The organism is Burkholderia sp. Ac-20344, from assembly GCF_017104975.1.
GTDB lineage: Bacteria > Pseudomonadota > Gammaproteobacteria > Burkholderiales > Burkholderiaceae > Burkholderia.
On the sequence record NZ_JAAGPP010000077.1, the window covers coordinates 1 to 21,202 of the forward strand.

Sequence of the window (21,202 nt, forward strand, 5' to 3'; positions counted from 1 at the left end):
GCGTGCGGGCTGGCCGGCGGCGGGCTCGCCGCGTTCGCGGCGGTGACGGCAGGTGCGGCCGCCGCCGCGGGGCTGTGGCTCGATGCGCAGATTGCGCGCCCGCTCATGCAGTTGCGCGACGAGGCGTTGCGCGTCGCGACCGGCGAGAGCCGCAGCGGCGTGCGGATGAACCGCGTCGACGAGATCGGCATGACGCTGCGCACGATCAACCAGCTCGGGCTGATGTTCCGCTGGCTCGTCGATGACGTCAGCGAGCAGGTGCACAACGTGCAGCGCGCGAGCAACGAGATCGCGCAGGGCAACAACGACCTGAGCGCGCGCACCGAGCAGGCGTCGACGAGTGTGCAGCAGACGGCCGCATCGATGGCCGAGATGACGGCGACCGTGTCGAGCAATGCGGAGACGGCGCTGCAGGCGAACCAGTTGTCGGTGTCGGCGAGCGAGGCGGCCGAGCGTGGCGGACAGGCGGTGAGCGAAGTCGTCACGACGATGAACGACATCACCGCCAGCTCGCGCAAGATCTCGGACATCATCGGCGTGATCGACGGCATCGCGTTCCAGACCAACATCCTTGCACTGAACGCGGCGGTGGAGGCGGCGCGGGCCGGCGATCAGGGGCGCGGTTTCGCGGTGGTTGCCGGCGAGGTGCGGGCGCTCGCGCAACGCAGCGCGAACGCGGCAAAGGAGATCAAGACGCTGATCGGCGCGAGCGTCGATCGGGTCGAATCGGGCGCGCGGATCGTCGACGGCGCAGGCAAGACGATGGAGGACATCGTCACGCAGGTGAAGCGCGTGTCGGACCTGATCGCGGAGATCAGCTCGTCGACGGCCGAGCAGAGCACGGGGGTCGCGCAGGTCGATCAAGCGGTGGTGCATCTCGACAACATCACGCAGCAGAACGCGGCGCTCGTCGAGCAGAGCACGGCGGCGTCGGAAAGCCTGAAGCAGCAGGCGACGCGGCTGGTGGAGGCGGTGAACGTGTTTCGGTGATCGTGGCTTGAACCGTTGGTCTTCACGCATCCCGACCGACCTCATGCGTGGAGTACGCCGTTCAGTTGTGAACTGAACGGCGTGATTGGCCAAGCCACGGATTTTCCTGCGTTTCGGATTACCCGATGCTCACCCCGTGGGCTTCTGCCAGAGGCTTCAGGCCACCCGTGAAACCTTGTCCGATCGCCTTGAACTTGAATTCGTCGTTGTGGCGATACAGCTCGCCGAAGATCATGGCGGTTTCGGTGGAAGCGTCTTCGGACAGGTCGTAGCGGGCGATTTCCTTGCTGTCGGCCTTGTTCAGGACGCGGATATAGGCGTTGCTCACTTGGCCGAATGACTGCTTGCGAGCCTCGGCATCGTGAATCGTGACGGCGAAGACCAGCTTCTTCACGTCGGCCGCCAGACCCGTGAGCTTCACGTTGACCTGCTCGTCGTCGCCATCGCCCTGGCCGGAACGGTTGTCGCCCAGGTGCTCGATGGAACCGTCGGCGGACTTCTTGTTGTTGTAGAAGATGAAGCTGGCGTCGTTCAGGACTTTGCCGTTTTCACCGGTGACGAAGATCGAGGCGTCGAGGTCGAATTCGGTGCCGTCGGTGACGCGCGGGTCCCAGCCCAGGCCGACGACGATTTCGCTCAGGCCCGGGGCCTCTTTCGACAGGGAGACGTTACCGCCTTTGGACAGACTTACAGCCATGGTGTGATTCCTTGTTCAGGTGAGGAGACCGTTCAGAAGTTCATGCCGTAGCCGTTTGCCAGGGCACGCAGGCCGCCGGCGTAGCCTTGGCCAACGGCGCGGAATTTCCACTCGCCGTTGCTGCGGTACAACTCCGCGAAGATCATCGCGGTTTCGGTGGAGGCGTCTTCCGCCAGGTCGTAGCGGACCACCTCGGCGCCGGACATCTCGTTCACGACGCGGATGAACGAATTGCTGACCTGGCCGAAGTTCTGTTTGCGCGCTTCCGCGTCGTGGATGGTGACCGTGAAGGCGATCTTGTCGATGTCGGCCGGAACGCGGCTCAGGTCGACCTTGAGGACTTCGTCATCGCCGTCCCCCGCGCCGGTACGGTTGTCGCCGGTATGCTCGACAGAGCCGTCCTGGCTGCGCAATTGGTTGTAGAAGATGAAGTCGGCTTCACCGCGGACTTTGCCGTTGGCCCCCAGCAGGAAGGCGCTGGCGTCCAGATCGAACTCGGCACCATCGGTCGCGCGCGGGTCCCAGCCCAGGCCAACCAGGATTCGGGTCAGGCTCGGGTCGGTTTTGGACAGGGAGAGATTGCCGCCTTTTTGAAGAGTCAGTGCCATGAAAACAGCTCCTTTGGGTTGTGACGGGTTACTGATTTTCGGCTCGCGCTTCTTCCTTGTTCGGGAAGATCACGCTGGCCAGGATTCCGATTGCCAGGACCACCATGACGATGAGCAGGCTGGTGTTCGGGGAGATGCTGATACCGTGGTGGAACAGATGGTCGGTCGCGTTCAAGCCCAGCTTCGCCGCGATGAAGAACAGCAATACGACCACGGCCTTTTCCAGATGCACCACGTAGCGCTTCAGCGCTTCCAGCACGAAATACAGCGTGCGAAGGCCAAGAATGGCGAACAGCATCGCCGAGTAGACGATCAGCGGTTCACGGCTGACTGCGATGACCGCCGGGACCGAGTCGAACGCGAACAGGACGTCGGACACTTCGATCACGACCAGGCAGAGGAACAGCGGCGTAGCGAAAAGGCCGCCTTTGGCCGCCAGGCTCATGTCCCTCTCGGGCGTCCGTACTTCCGCCTCGAGCTGCTTGCGGCTCACGAAAAATTTGTGGCCGTGCAGCCTGGGCCATACGGGGAAGAGCTTTTTCGCGAAGCGGCAAGCAAGATGCTGCGAGTAATCCTTCGTCTCGTCATCGTCGTCACCGCCCTTGAGCATCATGACGGCGGTCCACGCCACGATCAGCGCGAAGACGATCTCGACCCAGGGCCCGAATGCCAGCAGGCCGGTACCGATGACGACAAAGACACCACGGAATACGATGGCCCCGATGATGCCCCAGTGCAGGATGCGGTGACGCAAGCCGTCCGGGACCTTGAACCAGGCGAAGATCGCCATGAAGACGAACAGGTTGTCGACGGAGAGGACTTTCTCCAGCGCATAGCCGGTAAGGAACAGGCTGGCCACTTCCGCGCCATGCCGCACGTACAGGAAGCCAGCGAATGCAAGGGAGATGGCCACCCAGAATACCGACCAGATGGACGCCCGGGCGAGAGTGATCGGCTTGTCGTCGCGGTGGGTAACCATGTCGAGCAGCAGGGCGGCCAGCGCCAGGCCGACGAATACCGCCATGGTCAACGGCGGGAAGCCAATGTGTGTCGTTTCCACGTTTCGGTTTCCTACAGTTCGAAGTCAGCCGGGTTCAAGCCGAGCTCCAGGCAAATCAACCGGCAAGCTGCCTTTTCCTTGTCGTCGAAATGGCCGTCGGATGCACCAATGGCACAGGCCACGCGCACCAGCAAGCGCGCTTCGCCGTCCTTGCCCTTGATCTTGCCGATGGCCTTCAGCGCCTCGGCCTGGCCGATCAGGAAATCGAATTCGAACTTGCCGCAGGCGTCGCTGAACACCGCGATCACGTCGCTCAGGTTGAAGACCTTCAATTCCGGGGAGTTGTTGATGAAGCCGACCATCTTCAGCTTCTCTTCGGATTTGATCTCGCCATCCGCGGCGGAGATCAGCGCGCAAGCATTGGCGGTTGCCTCCATGAACGTCCGGTTCTTGAATTTGGCGACTTCGATGGTCAAGGTTTCGCGGGCTTTGGCCGCGTTGGTTTTCAGCCAGTCGAGCATGTGTTTCCTCTCAGTGCGCGGGGCCGGGCGGCCCCGCCGGGTCAATGGTTACTTGGAGCCTGCTTTCCAGCGCATACCCCAGCCGTAGGCACGATCCATTTCCTCGTGTCCGGGGTGGAAGTCGACTCGACGAGAGACCTTGACGGCCCCGTTCACGTTTTCAAGCAGGGCAATCGCGCACATGCCGTGACGGCCTCCCTCCTCGTTCATGCGAACTTCGATTTCGGATTGGCCGGGCACGAAAATGGTTACAACGCCGTCGGTGGCCTTCCAGTTCGGCGCGCCGTCGTAGATGAACGCGAAAATCAGGATGCGTTCGATCTTGTTCCACTGTTGCCCATTGATGCGAAGCCACTCGCCATCGGCAACCGAGCCGGTACGGTCATCGCCCATCAGCTGGATGTAGGGTTCCTCCCGCAGATTGCCGAAGCGCTTGCCGAGCGCCTGCACGGCCCCTTTGAGTCCATCCTGCATTTCAAACAGGCAACCCAGGTCCAGGTCGATGGCACCGCGTTTTCCGAGGAAGCCGCCGAGCAGGCCACTCGTACCCTGGTTCCAGTTCAGGTTCACCTTGATTTCACCGAAGCCGGCAGCGGTCTTCTCGAGACTGATGCTGGGCCGTGATTTGTCGAGCGTGATTTTGCTGAGTCGGATCGTGGACGTCGGCGCGCCAGCCGGTACCGGTGCGAGCGCCGGCGCCGGTACGGGCCCCGGGGGCGGCGCGGGAGGGCTTTGCGTCGGGCTGCCGGAAGGCGCGGCAACGTCGACGCCGAAGTGCTTGGCCAGCGGCTCCAGGCCGCCCGCGAAGCCTTGTGCGACACAGCGGAACTTCCATGCGTCCTGACGGCGGTAAAACTCACCGAGGATCAGCGCAGTCTCGTTCATCCCGGCAGTCGGGATCTGCGCCTCGATCCCTCCCGTCACGGCGAGTGCCAGCATCGAAACGCGATCGAAGGTCGCCTTGTTCTCATGGATGGTCGCGGTGAGCGCGACTTTCTCGACGGCAGGGTCGATCCGGGCGAGATCCACGGTGAACGTTGCCCGGCCGGCCGTCGTGGTGGTCAACTGAAGCGCGCCACCCAGGACACTGGTTTGGCCGTAGAAGCACATGTCGCCATCGCCTCGGACTTTCGCGGCAGCGGTGAGTGCGAATGCAGAGATATCGATCTCCGCGCCTGGAATCGGCGCGTAGTTGATGTCCACGCGCAATTGACCGGTGGCCACCGGCGCATTGCCGCCAGGTACCAGTGTCGTCATGCTCGCACCGCCTGAATCGCCAGATTGACGAGATCGTCCGCGGTGCGGCCGTGGGTGGACTGGCCGATCGCCTTGAATTCCCAGCCGCCGGCGCCACGGCTGAGGCTGGCCATGACAACACCGGTGTGGCGACCTTTCTCCGCCAGGTTGAAGCGTGCCAGCTCCTGGTTCTTCGAGGCGTCGACGATGCGGCAGTAGGCGTTTTCGACCTGGTCGAACGTCTGACCGCGGAAGCTGTTCACGGTGAACACCAGGTGCTGGACGGTGCCCGGCAGGCGCTGCAGGTCGACGTGGATGGTTTCATCGTCGCCGTCACCTTCACCCGTCAGGTTGTCGCCGGAGTGCTCGATGGCGCCGTCCCTGGATTCCAGTTGTCGGAACCAGACCAGGTCGACGGATTTCATGTCGCCGTCCAGCAGGATGCAGGAAGCATCGAGGTCGATGTCGTTGCCGCCGCCGCCCAGCATCTTGGAGAAGAAGCCGCCGGACTTTACCGGGTCCCAACCCAGGCCCAGACTAATCGAGGTCAAGCCACGGCCCGCGGTTTTTTCCAGCGAGATGCTCTGATTCTTGCTCAGGGTGAGTGCCATCTTTACGCTCCTTGTTGATTTTCAATGTTCAGGGTTCGTGCGAGGGATCGGACGGAGTCACATTCGCGAGCTCCCGGCTTTGCTAAACCGCGAGCGGGATTGCCGCCACACGGGGAACGCGTCGCGATGACCTGAGGTGCGCGGCAACTGCTCACTCACCGTTCGGACGCGAGTCGCCGCTGCTGCTCGGCCGACAACGAGTCGGCGGACAGTAGAACGTGCGCCTTTGGGGGCAGCCTCACGCATTGCCACGCTCATCAGCCGGCCTCCGCCAGTCGGACGCCGTGCTCGCTACTACTCGGGGCGGTGGGCTTCACCCCATGCCACTTGGCGCGTTCGAGGATGTTGACCGCCCACTTGTAGTGGGTTGCCGGCTCGCACATCGCGTCGTTGTGCTTGAAAACGGCAGGGGCCGCATCGTTGACGATCAGCGTGGCGCAGTTGAAGTCCTCGAGGCTCACGCGCAGCGCCTCCTGAATGATGCGAATCTGGCTCGGGTGAATGGCCGTCTTCCCTACGAGGCCATGAGCGATGTCCAGTGCCAGTTCCTCGTTCAGGAGATGGGGCGTGGCGAGTTGCTCGAAGACGGGCGCGGTCAGGGAAAATCCCTGGGCCCCCATGATTCCGGCAAGCATGGGAATCACGTAGCTGAGGGGCGTGCAGTAGAGCGTGGTGGCCGGATTGCGCCGCAGACCAAGACATCCCATCAGGTCGTTGCCGCCGATTCGCAGCGCGATGATGCGTCGGTTCAGGTTGGCCTTCAGGGCCCAGCCAAGCTCTACCATTGCGCCCGGGTCATAGACGTCGGCCGTCTCCAGTGTCGGCATGAGGTACAGGTCAGGATGACTGACCGCGTTCTCCCACGACGAAAGGGATTGCAGGGTCAACTTGGGTACGACGAACCCATCGACATGCTTCATCAGCGGCCAGTCGTTCAGTACCGCCGCCATCGCGGCATCACGTGGCCGAACGAACAACAAGGGACCGGAATCCGCGCGCCCTCCCCGGGCATCGATATTCATGAGGAGCGCCCGCAGGTTCACCAGCGCGCTTTCGACGTCGATTGCCGCCACCGCGTCTTCCAGACAGACCACCAGCGAGCGCAGCTCCGGGAGCCTGGTGCCGGAAACCACATCCAGAATGTCGCTGCGGGTGGCCGGCATGTACAGCGTCGCGCCGAGGGCGAACGGAGAGATGGTTTTAATCAATTCGCGTTCCGAATGATTGTGACCGCGCAGTACGGACCCAGATCGGCGCCAGCTTCCTCTACGGTCACGCCCGCGCGTTCGGTGAGGTGCAGCAGCAACTGAACGTCGCTGTCATTGCGGTCACGTACCAGTACGCGATCCGGCACACGGCGCAGGACCGCTCGGGTTGCCTCGGCGATACCCGGTTTCACGCGGTTCAGGTTGCCGATGTCGAAGCGGGTTGCCAACGCGGATACCACGTCGTCCGCCGACGCCTGGAGCGTCAGTCGCTGATCGTCGGTCCATGGAACGGCGGGACGAGCGTCTGCCAGCGCCCGACGTTCGGCGTCGATCCTGTCGATGAACTCGCGCGTTACATCGTGTTCGCGCAGGTGTTCGTAGACCACGCAGCCGTGCAGGCCGCCTTGAGCCGGCCAGATGGTGCGGGACACCAGCCCGGAAACGGTTGCACCTAGAATGCCGGACGGAATTGTCCAGTCTTGCGCGGAGGCAGCCAGCCACGCGCGGCCGCAAGGATCTGCCAGAACCACGAGGCGCGGACCTTCAGGGAAGCGCGTGTCGTTCGCCAGGGTCCGCGCGAGCTCGCCTGAAATGGCACCTTTGCCGGTCCAGCCATCGACGAAGACGATGTTTTCGGCGCCATGCAGCCGGACGATGGCTTCCAGCGCAACCGTGTCGATCCCGCGATCGCGAATGATGCTGATCCCGTAGTGGCGGGCGTCGCGCCCCATCTCCACGAGTGCCCGGCGCAGCAGCACGCCAAGCGGCAGGCCAGCGCGAACAAATGAGACCAGAGCGATGCCCGGCCCGGTGTAAGCGGCACTCAGCGCCATCGCCAGGGACTGCACATCCGAAGCCATGCGGGCGCCGTTCTGCACCAGCGCGCGGGCGTAAAGGCGCTTGTGCACGTCGCTGGGCGCCTGCTCGAGGCCGATCATTTCCGAGTAGTGCTTTTGATTCGTCTGAATCAGATGCTCCTTCTCCTCGACGTCGGTGACGCTCATCCGCACGTGTCGCAGCAGGAAGTGCACGTCTTCGGGGGCATAGCTGCCGCTGCCGACGTTGTTCAGGCTCGCGAGGCGATTACCCATGGATCGTCCCCGTCACCCAATTCGCAAGCTGGCTGCGCGCCGGTGTCCCCCACATGTGGCAGAGGTCCATGTACCCCAGATCGGTGATGCTGTCGCCGAAGCCCAGGACCGGTCGCTCGCCGTGGATCTCACGGTCGCGGCGCAGCCACGCCTGAACGGCCGCGCGCTTGGCCAGCCCCGTGGGCAGGAAGGCGAGGTTGTTGCCGTTGGCGTGAACGTGCATGCCGTCCACCATGCGCCGGGACCGAACGCCGGCCAGCACTTCGGCGAGCACCGCGTCGTCGGACTCGTTGTGCTTGACCACCACGTAGTGGCGCAAGCCTTCTTCTTCCACCACCCAGCCGCGGAGCGAGTAGCCGAGGTCCCTGCCGATCGCCAGCGTGGCCTCGCACAGTGCCGGCAGTCGCTCCTGAACGTTCTGGAGGACTTCGATCATTCGCTCGTGCCAGCTTCGATCGAGTAATCCGTCGGGGCGGAGCATGGCGCCGCCGTGCGAGCAGATTGCGCCTTCGGCGAAGGGAAGCATGACGCGGCCGTATGCCTCCACGCTGCGCGCGGTGACCGGAACGACGTCGGCGGTGGCGAGCAACCACGTGATGAACGCGTGCTGGACCGGGTCCATGAAGCCGTTTGGCTGACCGTGCACGTCCAGCGTGGCCGCGGTTCGCGGGACGCCTTCCGCCATCTTGCGAGCGGTCTGGAACAGGGTGTCGTCGAGGTCGACGAATGCCAGGGGGCGGTTACCGCTCATCGACAATCACCTCTGCGCTCAGTGCGTCGACGAGTTCTACGGGGAGTGCCTGGGCAGGGGTTTCCGTGCAGATCAGAACCCGGTCGAACTGGCCGGGCTTCACGTTGTAGAGGAAGTTCGGAATACAGAGGCCGTAGTTGTCGGGGAACGACAGCGCGTGCTCGATGGCGTGGCCCAGGGCGATGGGGGACCGCGTGGTCGAGCTGAAGTGGACCTCCGCGCCAGATCGCTCCAGGCGTTCCGCCAGCAGAAAAGGACGCCAGACGAACTCGCCGGTACCGACGACAATGACTTTCTCGCCGGGCTGGACCTGAACGTCCGGCGCGAGCGTGTCGTCCACATCCCGAACGCCCAGACGTCCCCAGTCGTTGCGGGGCGAGAGAGGCCATTCGCCCATGGAAACGGCGCCGACGTTCGGCATATCCGGGAGGGGCGCGGACTGATCTTCGTGGAACTGGTAGGAGCCGGTCAGCAGCGATACCGCGGTGACCGGTTCCCCGATCGCGTGGCGAGTGGCACCGCCAGTCCAGTCCGTCAGGACGCAGGTGACCACTCGCTCGACGTTGCTCAGACCTGCTTCGACCAGCGCGCGGTGCAGGTTCAGGAAGGTCTTGCCGGTGGAGGCTTCGTCATCCACCAGGATCAGCGATCGAGCCTTCAGCATCAGGTCACGAATCTCGGGATCGACCGGCCAGTGGATCAGATGAGCGCTCGCGTGGCTGTGTTCTTCCTCGAATCGAGCAAAGACGCGGGTACCCAGCGGATGACGGGTACTGGTGAGGTACACGCTGTCAGGGCGGCCCGCACGATAGGCGCGGTGCACGCCGGCACCGAGGCCCACTGCGGTTTCGGCCATGCCGATCACCAGTACCGGTCCGGGCAGGTCCGCCGGAATTCCGGCCGCCAAGCGCTCGAAGCTGGCCGCCATGATCGACGGGCGCACCGGGATGTGACGGCCCAGGACCTTGGATACGAAGAGGAATGCTCGCTTGGGATTCTGGCGCTCTGCGAAACCGAACAGGTTCGCAGGGGGCAGGGCGGCGGCGTCGACTCTGATCTTGAGCAGCCCCCGCTTGAGTTGGGCGCGCAGGCACGTTGGTCCTACGTGGCTTTCCATGAACAGCATCCTCGTTGAGCGTGGCTCGAAGATCCACGACGACCGCCTGCACCTGGTGCGCAGTCGGTCAAACCGCGTTCGCGCCGGGCGCCGGCACCCTCGGTCCGGTATCCTGAAACCTTTCAAAATGAAATTGAATCGTATCAAATTTGAAAGGTCGGTGGGTGCAGGCGTGTATCGATATCGCGATGGGTTTCGCTTTTCGGCTTTGTACGAGAGGAGGGGCTTGGTGGGCCTGATGCGGCCTGAGGACGACGGTCAGCCGTTCGACCAAAGGCGATGCGGTGATCGCGGTCCGGTGAAAGCGGTGAGGTGACGGGGAAGGGGGAGGTGAGGAGGGGGCGAGGCGACGCGGGCGCGGCGGAGAGGGCCACCGGCCCGCGTCGGACCGCCCGGTTCCGGCCGGGCGGTCAGGGCCTGTCACCGAAGCGGCGGCAGGCCCCGAACCGTCAGACGGCGAGGCACAGGTACTTGATCACGACGTAATCGTCGATGCCGTAGTGCGAGCCTTCGCGGCCGAGGCCCGACTGCTTCACGCCACCGAACGGCGCGACTTCGTTCGAGATCAGGCCCGTGTTCACGCCGACCATCCCGTATTCGAGCGCTTCCGCCACCTTCCACACGCGGCCGATGTCGCGGCTGTAGAAGTACGCGGCCAGGCCGAACTCGGTGTCGTTCGCGAGGCGGATCACTTCATCGTCGCTGCCGAACTTGAACAGCGGCGCGAGCGGCCCGAACGTCTCTTCCTTCGCGACCTTCATCGCCGGCGTGACACCCGTCAGCACGGTCGGCTCGAAGAAGCCGTGGCCGAGCGCGTGGCGCTTGCCGCCCGTCACGACGGTCGCGCCCTTCGCGAGCGCGTCCTCGATGTGCGCCTCGACCTTCAGCACCGCGGCTTCGTTGATCAGCGGGCCTTGCGTGACGCCCGGCTCCGTGCCGCGGCCCACCTTCAGCTGGCTGACGGCTGCCGCGAGCTTCTGCGCGAACGGGTCGTACACGGCTTCATGCACGTAGAAGCGGTTCGTACACACGCACGTCTGGCCGCTGTTGCGGTACTTCGACGCGATCGCGCCCTGCACGGCCGCATCGAGATCGGCGTCGTCGAACACGATGAACGGTGCGTTGCCGCCGAGCTCCAGCGACACCTTCTTGACCGTCGCCGCGCATTGCGACATCAGCAGGCGGCCGACCGGCGTCGAGCCGGTGAACGACAGCTTGCGCACGATCGGGTTCGACGTCAGCTCGCCGCCGATCGCCTTCGGGTCGCCCGTGACGACGCTGAACACGCCGGCCGGCACGCCCGCGCGCTCGGCCAGCACGGCCATCGCGAGTGCCGAGAACGGCGTGGCTTCAGCCGGCTTCACGACGATCGGGCAGCCTGCGGCAAGCGCCGGGCCGACCTTGCGCGTGATCATCGCCGCCGGGAAGTTCCACGGCGTGATCGCCGCGCACACGCCGATCGCTTCCTTCGTCACGACGATGCGCTTGTCGCTCGCCGGCGTCGGGATCGTGTCGCCGTACACGCGCTTGCCTTCTTCCGCGAACCACTCGAGGAACGACGCCGCGTAGCCGATCTCGCCCTTCGCTTCGGCCAGCGACTTGCCTTGCTCGGTGGTCAGGATCAGCGCGAGGTCGTCGGCGTTTTCCATCATCAGGTCGTGCCACTTGCGCAGGATCACCGCGCGTTCCTTCGCGGTCTTCTTGCGCCACGCCGGCCATGCGGCGTTCGCGGCCTCGATCGCGTGACGCGTCTCGGCCGTGCCCATCGCCGGCACGGTGCCGAGCAGGCCGCCGGTTGCCGGGTTGCGGACTTCGAACGACTCGCCGTTCGCCGCGCCTTGCCATTCGCCGTTGACGTACGCCTGCTGGCGGAACAGCGAAGGATCTTTCAGTGCCAGGGTTTCCTGAACGGTGCTCATATGAATCGCCTGCTTTGAAAAGGACGGATAGGGACGGATGAAACGGCCGCCGCCGTCACGAAGACGGCGGCGGCGCAATCAGTTGATGAAGTCGACGGAAACTCAGGCCGGCACGCCGACCGTTTCCTTCAGCACTTCCTCGAGGATCACGAGTGCTTCGTCGAACACGGCTTGCGGGATCGTCAGCGGGAACAGGAAGCGCACGACGTTCGAGTACACGCCGCACACGAGCAGCAGCAGGCCGCGCTCGAGCGCACGCGCCTGCACGCGCTTCGTGAAGTCGGCATCCGGCTCGCCCGAGCCCGGCTTCAGGAACTCGACCGCGATCATCGCGCCCGGGCCGCGCACGTCGGCGATCTGCGGCACGTCGGCCTGCAGTGCGTTCAGCTTCGCCTTCAGCACGTCGCCGAGTTGCGTCGCGCGCTCGCACAGCTTCTCTTCGTCGATGATCTCGAGCACCGCGTGTGCCGATGCGACGGCCAGCGGGTTACCCGCGTACGTGCCGCCGAGGCCGCCGGGCGCTGCCGCGTCCATCACGTCCGCACGGCCGACGACGCCCGACAGCGGCATGCCGCCCGCGAGGCTCTTCGCCATCGTGATCAGGTCGGCCAGCACGTCGTAGTGCTGCATCGCGAACAGCTTGCCGGTACGCGCGAAGCCCGTTTGCACTTCGTCGGCGATCAGCAGGATGCCATGCTCGTTACAGATCTTGCGCAGTGCGCGCACGAACTCGGCCGGCGCCGGGTTGAAGCCGCCTTCGCCCTGGACCGGTTCGAAGATGATCGCGGCGACGCGCTTCGGATCGATGTCGGCCTTGAACAGCATCTCGATCGCCTTGATCGAGTCGGCCGTCGTCACGCCGTGCACGGCGTTCGGGTACGGTGCGTGGAACACGTCGCCCGGGAACGGGCCGAAGTTCAGCTTGTACGGGGCGACCTTGCCGGTCAGCGCCATGCCCATCATCGTGCGGCCGTGGAAGCCGCCCGAGAACGCGATGACACCCGGACGGCCGGTGGCTGCACGTGCGATCTTGATCGCGTTCTCGACGGCTTCGGCGCCGGTCGTGAAGAATGCGGTCTTCTTCGGGAAATCGCCCGGCGCGCGTGCGTTGATCTTCTCGGCCAGCTCGACGTACGACGCGTACGGGACGATCTGGTAAGCGGTGTGCGTGAAGTTGTTCAGTTGATCCGCGATCGCCTTGACGATCTTCGGGTGGCGGTGGCCGGTGTTCAGCACCGCGATGCCGGCGGCGAAATCGATGAAGCGGCGGCCTTCGACATCCCACAGTTCCGCGTTCTCGGCACGGGCTGCGTAGAAATCGCACATCACGCCGACGCCGCGCGGGGTGGCGGCGTTCTTGCGGGCCTGCAGGTCGGCATTCTTCACGGTCATCTCCTTGATGTTCTTTCCGGTGGGTAGAAAATCGGGCGCTTCGACAGCCCATGGAGCCGACTATAATCACATTTGGCTCTGACAATCAGAGCCATTTCAATAAATATTCAGGAGCCAATCATGCGCGCGAGCGTGTTGTCGGACTGGCTGGCGCAGCGCCTCGTGCGCGGCGGCGAACAGCCGATCTACCGGCAGCTTCACCGGCTGCTGCAACAGGCGATCCTGTCGCGCGAACTGCCGGCCGGCACGCGCGTGCCGTCGTCGCGGCTCCTGGCCGCCGAGCTCGGGATCGCCCGCAACACGGTCACGCAGGTTTACGAACAGCTTGCACTCGAAGGCTACGTGAACTCGGCGACGGGCCGCGGCACGTTCGTCGCCGACAGCGCGCCGGATGAGATCGTCGGTGCGCCGCCCGACGCGGCCGCCGCCCACCCGGCGTTCGTGCAGCCGTCCGCGCGGCGGCTGTCCGCGCGCGGCACGCGGCTCGTCGAAGGGGCCGGCGTGTCGAAACGGCAGGGCGGCGCGTTCATGCCGGGCGTGCCCGATGTGTCGCGATTTCCGGCGCGCGTGTGGACGCGGCTGCACAACAAGTACTGGCGGCGGCTGCGCCCCGACCTGCTGACTTATGCGCCGGGCGGCGGGCTCGCGCTGCTGCGCGAGGCGCTGGCCGACTACCTGCGCACGTCGCGCTCGGTGCGCTGCACGCCCGAGCAGATCGTGATCACGACCGGGATCCACCAGTCGATCGACCTCGCGGTGCGGCTGCTGACCGATCCGGGCGACGCGATCTGGACCGAGGATCCGTGCTACTGGGGTGTGCGCAGCGTGCTGAACGTGTCGGGGCTGACGACGCGGCCGATTCCGGTCGACGACGAAGGCATCGCGCCGTCCGCCGCCGATCTCGCCGAACCGCCGAAGCTGATGCTCGTCACGCCGTCGCACCAGTATCCGCTCGGCATGGTGATGAGCCTTGCGCGGCGGCGGATGCTGCTCGAATACGCGCGCCAGCACGGCTGCTGGATCATCGAGGACGACTACGACAGCGAATTCCGCTACGGCAGCCGGCCGCTTGCGTCGCTGCAGGGTCTCGATACGGCCGGGCAGGTGATCTATGTCGGCAGTTTCGGCAAGACGCTGTTCCCGGGGCTGCGGGTCGGCTATCTGGTCGCGCCGGAGCCGCTCGCGGAAAGTTTCGCGACCGCGAGCGCGGAGCTGTATCGCGAAGGGCAACTGCTGCAGCAGGCCGTGCTGGCCGAATTCATCGCCGAAGGGCACTTCGTGTCGCATATCCGCAAGATGCGCACGCTGTACGGGCAGCGCCGCGAGGTGCTGCTCGACGCGGTCGCGCAACGTTACGGCGACACGCTGCACGCGCTCGGCAGCGATGCGGGGCTGCATCTGGTCACGCAATTGCCGGAGGGCGTCGACGATCGTGCGGTCGCGCAGGCCGCGCTCGAACGCAACATCGTCGTGCGGCCGTTGTCCGGGTATTACGCGGATCGCTCGCGCGCTGCATCGGGATTGCTGCTCGGCTATGCGTGCGTGCCGGAAGACGAGATCGCGACCGCGTTCGCGACGCTTGCCGAGGCGATCGACGAGCGGGCGTTCGGCGGGGCCGTTGCGCTGGCTTGACGGGTGAGCACAAGCGATATCGACGCGTTACGATTCCGTCAAAGGCCGTTCGAAGCGCGATTCTCTCCGCAACGTGGAGTGCGTATCAGGCGCGCTCGCGCCGAATTGTCGATAATAGAATGTTGTTATTCACCGGATGCCGACGATGACCGAAGCCACCCAAGCCCAGCCTGCCATTCCGCGCCTCACGAGCCTGTCGCACGGCGGCGGCTGCGGCTGCAAGATTGCGCCGGGCGTGCTGTCCGAGCTGCTGAAGCGCGCGACGCCGCCCGCGTTGTTCCCCGATCTGCTGGTCGGCACCGAGACGTCCGACGACGCGGCCGTCTACCGCCTCAACGACGAGCAGGCGATCGTCGCGACCACCGACTTCTTCATGCCGATCGTCGACGATCCGTTCGACTTCGGCCGCATCGCCGCGACCAACGCGCTGTCCGACGTCTATGCGATGGGCGGCAAGCCAATTCTCGCGCTCGCGCTGGTCGGCATGCCGATCAACGTACTGCCGCACGAGACGATCGCGGCCGTGCTGCGCGGCGGCGAATCGGTGTGCGCGGAGGCCGGCATTCCGGTCGCCGGCGGCCATTCGATCGATTCGGTCGAGCCGATCTACGGGCTCGCGGCGATCGGCGTCGTGCATCCGTCGCGCGTGAAGCGCAACGCGGCCGCGCGCGCGGGCGACGTGCTCGTGCTCGGCAAGCCGCTTGGCGTCGGTGTGCTGTCGGCCGCGCTGAAAAAGAACCAGCTCGACGCCGCGGGTTATGCGCAGATGGTCGCGACGACCACCAAGCTGAACCGGCCGGGCACCGAGCTCGCCGCGCTGGCGGGCGTGCATGCGCTGACCGACGTCACGGGCTTCGGGCTGCTCGGCCATACGCTCGAGCTGGCGCGCGGCGCGCACCTCACCGCGCGTGTGCACTATGCGTCGTTGCCGTGGCTCGCGGGCGTCGAGGCGTTCGTTGCCGACGGCGTGTTCACCGGCGCGTCGGGCCGCAACTGGGCCGCGTACGGCGCGGACGTGCAGCTGGCCGATACGCTGCCGCCCGTCGCGCAGGCGCTGCTGACCGATCCACAGACGTCGGGCGGCCTGCTGGTCGCGTGCGCGCCCGAGGCCGTCGATGACGTGCTCGCATGCTTCCGTGCCGATGGCTTCGACCGCGCGGGCGTGATCGGCGAGATGGTGGACGGGCCTGCGCGCGTCGAGGTCGCGTGACGCTGAAGCACCACACCGTTTTTTTTTGGCGGTCGCTAGAATTAATGCCGTCCATCGAAGGCTTCGACGACCGATGAGCGATTTCCTGTTCGGGCTGATGATCGCGCTGTCGGTCGGGCCCGTTGCGCTGATGATCGCGAACTACGGGATGCGCGCCGGCACCGCGAGCGGCGTGCGCGCGGCGGTGGGTGTCGCGACGGCCGACGGCTGCTATGCAGTCGTCGCGTTCACGCTCGGCGCGATGCTCGCGAGCACGCTCGCGGCGCATCTGTCGCTGTTTCGCCTGGTCGGCGCGCTCGTGCTGCTCGCGATGGGCGCGCGGATGCTGTGGCAGGCGCTGCGGGATCGCCGTCGCACGCTCGACGGCGATGCGCGGCCGCCGGGCAGCCGCCCGTTTGCATCGATGTTCTTCGTCACGCTGGCGAACCCGCTGACGATCCTGTTGTTCTACGGCTATGCAACGGCCGCCGCCGGTGCGCATCGGCACTGGCTGCTCGGAGTCGCGTGCGTGTTTGCCGGCAGCCTCGCGGGGCAGCTCGTGTTCGCATTCGGCGGCAGCGTGATCGGCCGGATCGTGAAGTCGCCGGGGCTGCTTGCGGCGAGCCATGTGGTTGCGGCGCTTGTCGTGCTGGGTTACGGAGTGGCGGGGCTGGCGCGGCTGTAACGGGTTGCCGGATGATGAGCGTGCAGGTGCGATTGGCGTGTCGGTGTCGATCAACCGGATAGTATTCCTGACGATATGTCGACGTGTGGAACCCTTTTTCGTCATGATTCACGCGCGCACTCCACCCGCACCAGCGCACCGGCATACCTATGCCGTTTCGTAGTCGGGTTCCGCATCGGGCACGCCCGTTCTATACTCCGTCGCGCAGTCTACGAGAGTCGTTCTCACCCAACATCATCGAAACAAGGAACGCCGATGCTGACTCGCTCCATTCTTTCCGCCGCTGCATTCTCGCTCGCAGCCTGTGCAACCGCGCCGTCGATCGCGCAGGACAACCAGGGCAACAACGCGGGCAACAATGCATTCGCCGAGACCGGTGCACAGGGCCGCCCGGTCAAGGTCATGATCATCACGATGTTCGGGCCGGAGGGCCAGGCGTGGCTCGACCGGCTCGGCCCGTGGCGCGACGTCGCCGTGCCCGGCCTGTCGCCCGACTACCCGAACGTTCACTGCAACAAGCAGGACGTGTGCGTGGTCACGACCGGCATGGGCTATGCGAACGCGTCGGCGACGATCATGGCGCTCACGTTCTCGCAGCGCTTCGATCTGCGCCGCACGTACTTCCTGATCTCCGGCATTGCGGGCGTCGACCCTGCGCAAGGCACGGTGGGTTCGGCTGCGTGGTCGAAATACCTCGTCGATTTCAGCCTGCAGTGGGAGCTCGATGCGCGCGAGATCCCGGCCGGCTGGAATACCGGCTTTCTCGGCATCAACACGAAGAGCCCGAACGACAAGCCGCCGCTCGACTATCGCACCGAAGTGTTCCAGCTCAACCCGCAGCTGACCGACGCCGCTGTCGCGCTGTCGCGCAACGTCGTGCTCGCCGACAGCGCGCAAGCGCAGGCCGCGCGCGCAAAGTTCACGTATGCGCCGGCGAACCGGCCGCCAACGGTGATCCAGTGCGACACGTCATCGGGCAACACGTGGTTCTCGGGCACGCTGATCGGCGAGCGCGCGCGCCAGTGGACGAAGATCCTGACCGACGGCAAGGGCACGTACTGCATGACCGCGCAGGAAGACAACGCGACGTATGAAGCGCTCAAGCGCGCGGCGAGCGTGAAGCGGGTCGACCTGTCGCGCGTGGCGGTGCTGCGTACCGGGTCCGATTTCGATCGGCCGTATGCAGGGCAGACGAGTGCCGACAATCTGCTGAACTATGCGGACCAGGGCGGCTTCGCCCCGGCGACCGAAAACCTGTATCGCGCCGGCAATCCGCTGGTGCAGGACATCGCCACGCACTGGGGCGAATGGCGTGATGGCGTGCCGCGTCGTTGATCGCCGCAGGACGGTATCAGCGACGCGTCGACGCGAGCCTTAATGCGATTGCGGCCCGGAACGGAACGGCGTCCACACCGGCGTGGTGTCGTCCCAGTGATCGAGCGGCGAAGGAAGGTGATCGTTCATCATGTGCTCCTGCAACTAACTGATTCAGCAAAGTCGTCGATAAGGTTGTTCGAGACGCCGCGCACGGGGCAACCCGCTGCGCGGCGTCGCGCGTTTACCGGCCCCCGCCGGCGAGCTGGTTGCCTTCCGGCATCGGGCGATACGGGCCTTGGGCGAGTTCGAGCCCTTGCGGATACGAGGTCGCCTTGCGCAGGTACGCGAGCGTGCCGTCCTTGCGTGCCTGCTCGACTTCCGCGCTGACTTCGGCGCGCGTACGCGGGCCGTTGTGTTGCGAGTACCACGACGTGTTGGCGTAGTCGCCGGCATGCGGGGTGCCCGAGTCGGCAAAGGCCGGTGCGGACACGGCAAGTGTGAGAGCAAGGGCCGAGAGAAGATGGCGGCGGTTCATGGCATGACTCCTGGAAGTCGGAGCTGGCGCCCGAGCGCTGACTCCGGTCCCGCGCGGCGGGATCTGTTCGATGCGCAACGAGGTGCGCGACAGGGTTTACTCTAGGTGTCTGTTCCGTCGCGATAAATGCGGCAGACGCGAATTGAATTGTCGCTGTACAGGAACAATTGGAATCCGCACACGCAGTGAGGACATGCGCGCAGCCTTGCCCGGCGGCGCCGACAGCGAGATACGGCAGGTCCGCCGGAACGCGCCGCGACGATCGGCGCGTGTTCAGCAACAGTCCATTGCGTACGGTGTCAGGATGCCGCGGCGCGCGCCGTTCATCGCGCATCGTGTCGACGGGAACGGCCGGCTGCGGTACGCGATGATGGGACGGCGAATCAGATCGCTTCGAGCCGGTAGCCCAGCGTATAGACCGCGCTGAGGCGCACGCCGTTCGACGGCTGCAGCGCGAGCTTCATCCGCAGCCGGTAGATATGCGTGTCGAGGCTGCGCGACACGCCAGCCATGTCGCGCCCCCAGAGCGAGCGAATCAGCGCGTCGCGCGGCATGATCCGCCCGGGATTGCGAAACAGCAGCACGGCGAGATCGAATTCCCGCGGCGTCAGCTTGACCGGCGCCCCGTTCAACAGCACGGTGCGCGTCTTCGTGTCGATCAGGTAGCAGCCGAGATTGAGCGCATCGTGCCGGCTGCCGCCGCCGTGATAGGCGCGCCTCAGCAGCGCATTGATCCGTGCCTGCAGTTCGAACCGATTGATCGGCTTCGACATGTAGTCGTCCGCGCCTGCGTTGATCGCGGAGAAGATCTCGTCGTCCCGCGTCCGGTTGGTCAGAAAAAGGATCGGCAGATGGCCGCCGATGCGTTCGCGTGTCCATTGGAGCACTTCGAATCCGGACATGCCGGGCACCCTCCAGTCGAGTATCAGCAGATCGACCACCGAACTCTCCAGATGGCGAATGGCCTGATCTCCGTTGCTGACCACGTGCATGCGATAGCCGGCCGGTTCCAGTATCGACGTGATCAACTCGACATAGGCGGGATCGTCCTCGAGATAGAGAACGTTCATGTTACGTACTCCTTCAATATTGATCGTAACGGCCAATCCGTATCGAGCGTCCTGGCGGGAAAGGGAGATCCGGCTCACGCACGCGACGATCGACAGCACGTAATTTGCCGCGATATTCGTCTCGATGCGTCGGAAAAATTGTCAACGATTTTGAACGTGTGGAATTCGTTAAGTTAGTGCTATTGATAATTTTTTTGGGTGTGTGGAAGGCACGAGGTTGGGTCTCTTTGTTGACAAAGGTTGTCAATGTCCGCGAACGGCGCGATTACGCTTGATCGTGCCGGCTGCAGGTCGGCGCGACGACGGGAACGAGCGATTCAGGGGGCGGGCATGTTGATTTACAAGTCGTTTGTGGAAAAGAAGGCGCTGCTCGAGGCCCAGCTGGAGCGGGAACGTCTTGCCATTGCGGCGACGGTGTTGATCGAAGTGCGACGTTGCGTCGAAGAGTTCGGTTTCACACCGCACGAGATTTTTTCCGGTGACGGCGGTACACCCGGAAGAAGGCGTCGCGCGAAATACTTCAATCCGGAGACCGGACAGACGTGGTCCGGCGTCGGCCGTGAACCGGCATGGATACGCGGTCAGGATCGAAGCCGGTTCGCGATCGATGCGCCGCCCGTCGATTCGAATCAACCTGAGTACTCCTGATCTTGTATGAATGATGAATCGGCATGTGGGTGCGGGCGGTGCGGTAACGCTGATGTTTCCCCGTGCGTTCCTCCCGCCTGGCAGGCCGGTCACCGACAGCGCGATCGCCGGTCGGTTGGCTGGCTTGTTAGGGCCCGATCGTCATCACAAATGGGACCGGTTCCAATACAAACATATTACATCTTCATTATGACATTTCGTGAAACTGACCAAGGTCCTGCCGGCAACGAGGCGGGATACGCGGTCGTAGCGAGGGGAAATGCGTATGAACGACGGAATGGCCGGTCGGGATCAACCGGGGCTGGCGCCCGAACCCATTTGCGTGGGTATCGGCGTGACGCACGACACGCTAGAGATGTGCATTTCGTCGCTGAGCGTGATTTTCGGCTACCGGAACGAGACGTTCGGCATCGAGTCGCTGGCCGATGGGATCGTCGCGTGGGCGCCGGCGCTCATCGTGCTGGAGTCGGCCGGCGGGGCCGAGCATGAAGTGGCGTGTGCGCTTCAGGCGCTGCGATTGCCGCTCGCCATCGTCAAGCCGCATCAGGCGCGGGACTGGCTCCCGGATTCGGCGACGCTACCGCTCGACGGAAAAGGGGCGCGGGCACGCGTGCTGGCGGCGCTCGCCGATGCGCTGAACCGGCATCCGTCGGGCGGGCGCCTCGTCGAGCCGCTGTCGGATCCGCAACTGGGGCACGTGCAGGCGCTGGTTCAGCGCCGACGTCAACTGGCGCGCATGCAGATCGCGGAATATCAACTGCTGACGTTGTGTCACGGGAGCGTGCGCAACGGCATCGTGCAGACGATCGCGTTCCTGAAACACCAGATCGCGGTGGTCGATCGCCATTGCGCGCGGCATGTGAACACGCAGCGCGACGCGTTCGCGCGGTTGCTGGCGCACGAGGTGCGACCCGGCCGCGTCGCGCGTCACGTGCAGGTGGGCGCGTTCATCCGCAACTGGCGGGCGAAGTGACGCGGCGGTGCG

At 64.9% G+C, this 21,202-nt stretch carries 22 protein-coding genes; 8 read left to right on the top strand and 14 right to left on the bottom strand.

Annotated elements, in window-relative coordinates; all coding sequences use genetic code 11:
* Positions 1 to 990, top strand: a 990-nt coding sequence (locus tag G3N64_RS22860; protein ID WP_241021157.1) for a methyl-accepting chemotaxis protein, incomplete at its 5' end; no start/stop codon positions are given.
* A gap of 118 nt (positions 991 to 1,108) precedes the next feature.
* On the opposite strand, the gene G3N64_RS22865 is transcribed toward G3N64_RS22860, so the two are convergent.
* From G3N64_RS22865 to G3N64_RS22910, 10 genes are all read right to left on the bottom strand, one after another.
* Complete coding sequence (locus G3N64_RS22865) at positions 1,109 to 1,687, bottom strand: TerD family protein (protein WP_205785941.1); 579 nt, start codon at positions 1,685 to 1,687, stop codon at positions 1,109 to 1,111.
* Between the two features lie 32 nt (positions 1,688 to 1,719).
* The gene (locus tag G3N64_RS22870) at positions 1,720 to 2,295 is read right to left on the bottom strand and encodes a TerD family protein (RefSeq protein WP_205785942.1); all 576 of its coding nucleotides are present in this window, start codon (positions 2,293 to 2,295) and stop codon (positions 1,720 to 1,722) included.
* Between the two features lie 28 nt (positions 2,296 to 2,323).
* Positions 2,324 to 3,355, bottom strand: coding sequence for a TerC/Alx family metal homeostasis membrane protein (locus tag G3N64_RS22875; protein ID WP_205785943.1), 1,032 nt, complete (start codon positions 3,353 to 3,355; stop codon positions 2,324 to 2,326).
* An 11-nt stretch (positions 3,356 to 3,366) separates the two neighbouring features.
* Positions 3,367 to 3,816: a tellurite resistance TerB family protein gene (locus tag G3N64_RS22880; RefSeq protein ID WP_205785944.1), complete on the bottom strand. Its 450-nt coding sequence runs from the start codon at positions 3,814 to 3,816 to the stop codon at positions 3,367 to 3,369.
* A gap of 48 nt (positions 3,817 to 3,864) precedes the next feature.
* Positions 3,865 to 5,073, bottom strand: a complete 1,209-nt coding sequence (locus G3N64_RS22885; protein WP_205785945.1) for a TerD family protein — start codon at positions 5,071 to 5,073, stop codon at positions 3,865 to 3,867.
* A complete protein-coding gene (locus G3N64_RS22890) occupies positions 5,070 to 5,663 on the bottom strand; it encodes a TerD family protein (protein WP_205785946.1) in 594 nt (197 codons plus the stop codon). The genes G3N64_RS22885 and G3N64_RS22890 overlap by 4 nt, the downstream gene beginning before the upstream one ends.
* 257 nt (positions 5,664 to 5,920) lie before the next feature.
* Positions 5,921 to 6,871: an HpcH/HpaI aldolase/citrate lyase family protein gene (locus G3N64_RS22895; protein ID WP_241021158.1), complete on the bottom strand. Its 951-nt coding sequence runs from the start codon at positions 6,869 to 6,871 to the stop codon at positions 5,921 to 5,923.
* Positions 6,868 to 7,962, bottom strand: coding sequence for a cysteine protease StiP domain-containing protein (locus G3N64_RS22900; protein WP_205785947.1), 1,095 nt, complete (start codon positions 7,960 to 7,962; stop codon positions 6,868 to 6,870). Before G3N64_RS22900 ends, G3N64_RS22895 begins: the two co-directional genes overlap by 4 nt.
* Positions 7,955 to 8,713 (bottom strand): trehalose phosphatase, encoded by a 759-nt coding sequence (locus G3N64_RS22905; RefSeq protein ID WP_205785948.1) that lies wholly within the window; start codon positions 8,711 to 8,713, stop codon positions 7,955 to 7,957. The genes G3N64_RS22900 and G3N64_RS22905 overlap by 8 nt, the downstream gene beginning before the upstream one ends.
* Positions 8,703 to 9,830 carry a phosphoribosyltransferase domain-containing protein gene (locus tag G3N64_RS22910; protein ID WP_205785949.1) on the bottom strand — a complete coding sequence of 376 codons (1,128 nt, stop codon included), beginning with the start codon at positions 9,828 to 9,830 and terminating at the stop codon, positions 8,703 to 8,705. The genes G3N64_RS22905 and G3N64_RS22910 overlap by 11 nt, the downstream gene beginning before the upstream one ends.
* On the opposite strand from G3N64_RS22910, the gene G3N64_RS22915 reads away from it, so the two are divergent.
* The gene (locus tag G3N64_RS22915) at positions 9,829 to 10,146 is read left to right on the top strand and encodes a hypothetical protein (RefSeq protein ID WP_205785950.1); all 318 of its coding nucleotides are present in this window, start codon (positions 9,829 to 9,831) and stop codon (positions 10,144 to 10,146) included. The genes G3N64_RS22910 and G3N64_RS22915 overlap by 2 nt on opposite strands.
* A 133-nt stretch (positions 10,147 to 10,279) precedes the next feature.
* Here G3N64_RS22915 and gabD read toward each other — a convergent pair whose 3' ends face one another.
* Both gabD and G3N64_RS22925 read right to left on the bottom strand, forming a co-directional pair.
* Entirely contained in the window at positions 10,280 to 11,749 is a 1,470-nt protein-coding gene (gene gabD, locus G3N64_RS22920; protein ID WP_205785951.1) for an NADP-dependent succinate-semialdehyde dehydrogenase, read from the bottom strand.
* A gap of 102 nt (positions 11,750 to 11,851) precedes the next feature.
* Positions 11,852 to 13,135 (bottom strand): 4-aminobutyrate--2-oxoglutarate transaminase, encoded by a 1,284-nt coding sequence (locus G3N64_RS22925; protein ID WP_205785952.1) that lies wholly within the window; start codon positions 13,133 to 13,135, stop codon positions 11,852 to 11,854.
* 126 nt (positions 13,136 to 13,261) lie between these two features.
* On the opposite strand from G3N64_RS22925, the gene G3N64_RS22930 reads away from it, so the two are divergent.
* From G3N64_RS22930 to G3N64_RS22945, 4 genes are all read left to right on the top strand, one after another.
* Positions 13,262 to 14,773, top strand: a complete 1,512-nt coding sequence (locus tag G3N64_RS22930) for a PLP-dependent aminotransferase family protein (RefSeq protein ID WP_205785953.1) — start codon at positions 13,262 to 13,264, stop codon at positions 14,771 to 14,773.
* A 145-nt stretch (positions 14,774 to 14,918) separates the two neighbouring features.
* Positions 14,919 to 15,983: a selenide, water dikinase SelD gene (gene selD, locus G3N64_RS22935; RefSeq protein ID WP_205785954.1), complete on the top strand. Its 1,065-nt coding sequence runs from the start codon at positions 14,919 to 14,921 to the stop codon at positions 15,981 to 15,983.
* A gap of 73 nt (positions 15,984 to 16,056) precedes the next feature.
* Complete coding sequence (locus G3N64_RS22940) at positions 16,057 to 16,647, top strand: LysE family transporter (RefSeq protein ID WP_205785955.1); 591 nt, start codon at positions 16,057 to 16,059, stop codon at positions 16,645 to 16,647.
* Between the two features lie 255 nt (positions 16,648 to 16,902).
* Positions 16,903 to 17,982, top strand: coding sequence for a purine nucleoside permease (locus G3N64_RS22945; protein WP_205785956.1), 1,080 nt, complete (start codon positions 16,903 to 16,905; stop codon positions 17,980 to 17,982).
* 223 nt (positions 17,983 to 18,205) lie between these two features.
* On the opposite strand, the gene G3N64_RS22950 is transcribed toward G3N64_RS22945, so the two are convergent.
* Both G3N64_RS22950 and G3N64_RS22955 read right to left on the bottom strand, forming a co-directional pair.
* On the bottom strand, positions 18,206 to 18,499 hold the full coding sequence (locus G3N64_RS22950) for a DUF4148 domain-containing protein (RefSeq protein ID WP_124595390.1): 294 nt from the start codon (positions 18,497 to 18,499) through the stop codon (positions 18,206 to 18,208).
* Positions 18,500 to 18,882: 383 nt separating this feature from the next.
* Complete coding sequence (locus G3N64_RS22955; protein ID WP_175884550.1) at positions 18,883 to 19,569, bottom strand: response regulator transcription factor; 687 nt, start codon at positions 19,567 to 19,569, stop codon at positions 18,883 to 18,885.
* A 330-nt stretch (positions 19,570 to 19,899) separates the two neighbouring features.
* Here G3N64_RS22955 and G3N64_RS22960 point away from each other — a divergent pair, with 330 nt between their 5' ends.
* A complete protein-coding gene (locus G3N64_RS22960; RefSeq protein ID WP_175884551.1) occupies positions 19,900 to 20,217 on the top strand; it encodes an H-NS histone family protein in 318 nt (105 codons plus the stop codon).
* Positions 20,218 to 20,482: 265 nt separating this feature from the next.
* Entirely contained in the window at positions 20,483 to 21,190 is a 708-nt protein-coding gene (locus G3N64_RS22965; protein WP_205785957.1) for a hypothetical protein, read from the top strand.
* The last annotated feature ends 12 nt before the right edge of the window (positions 21,191 to 21,202 follow it).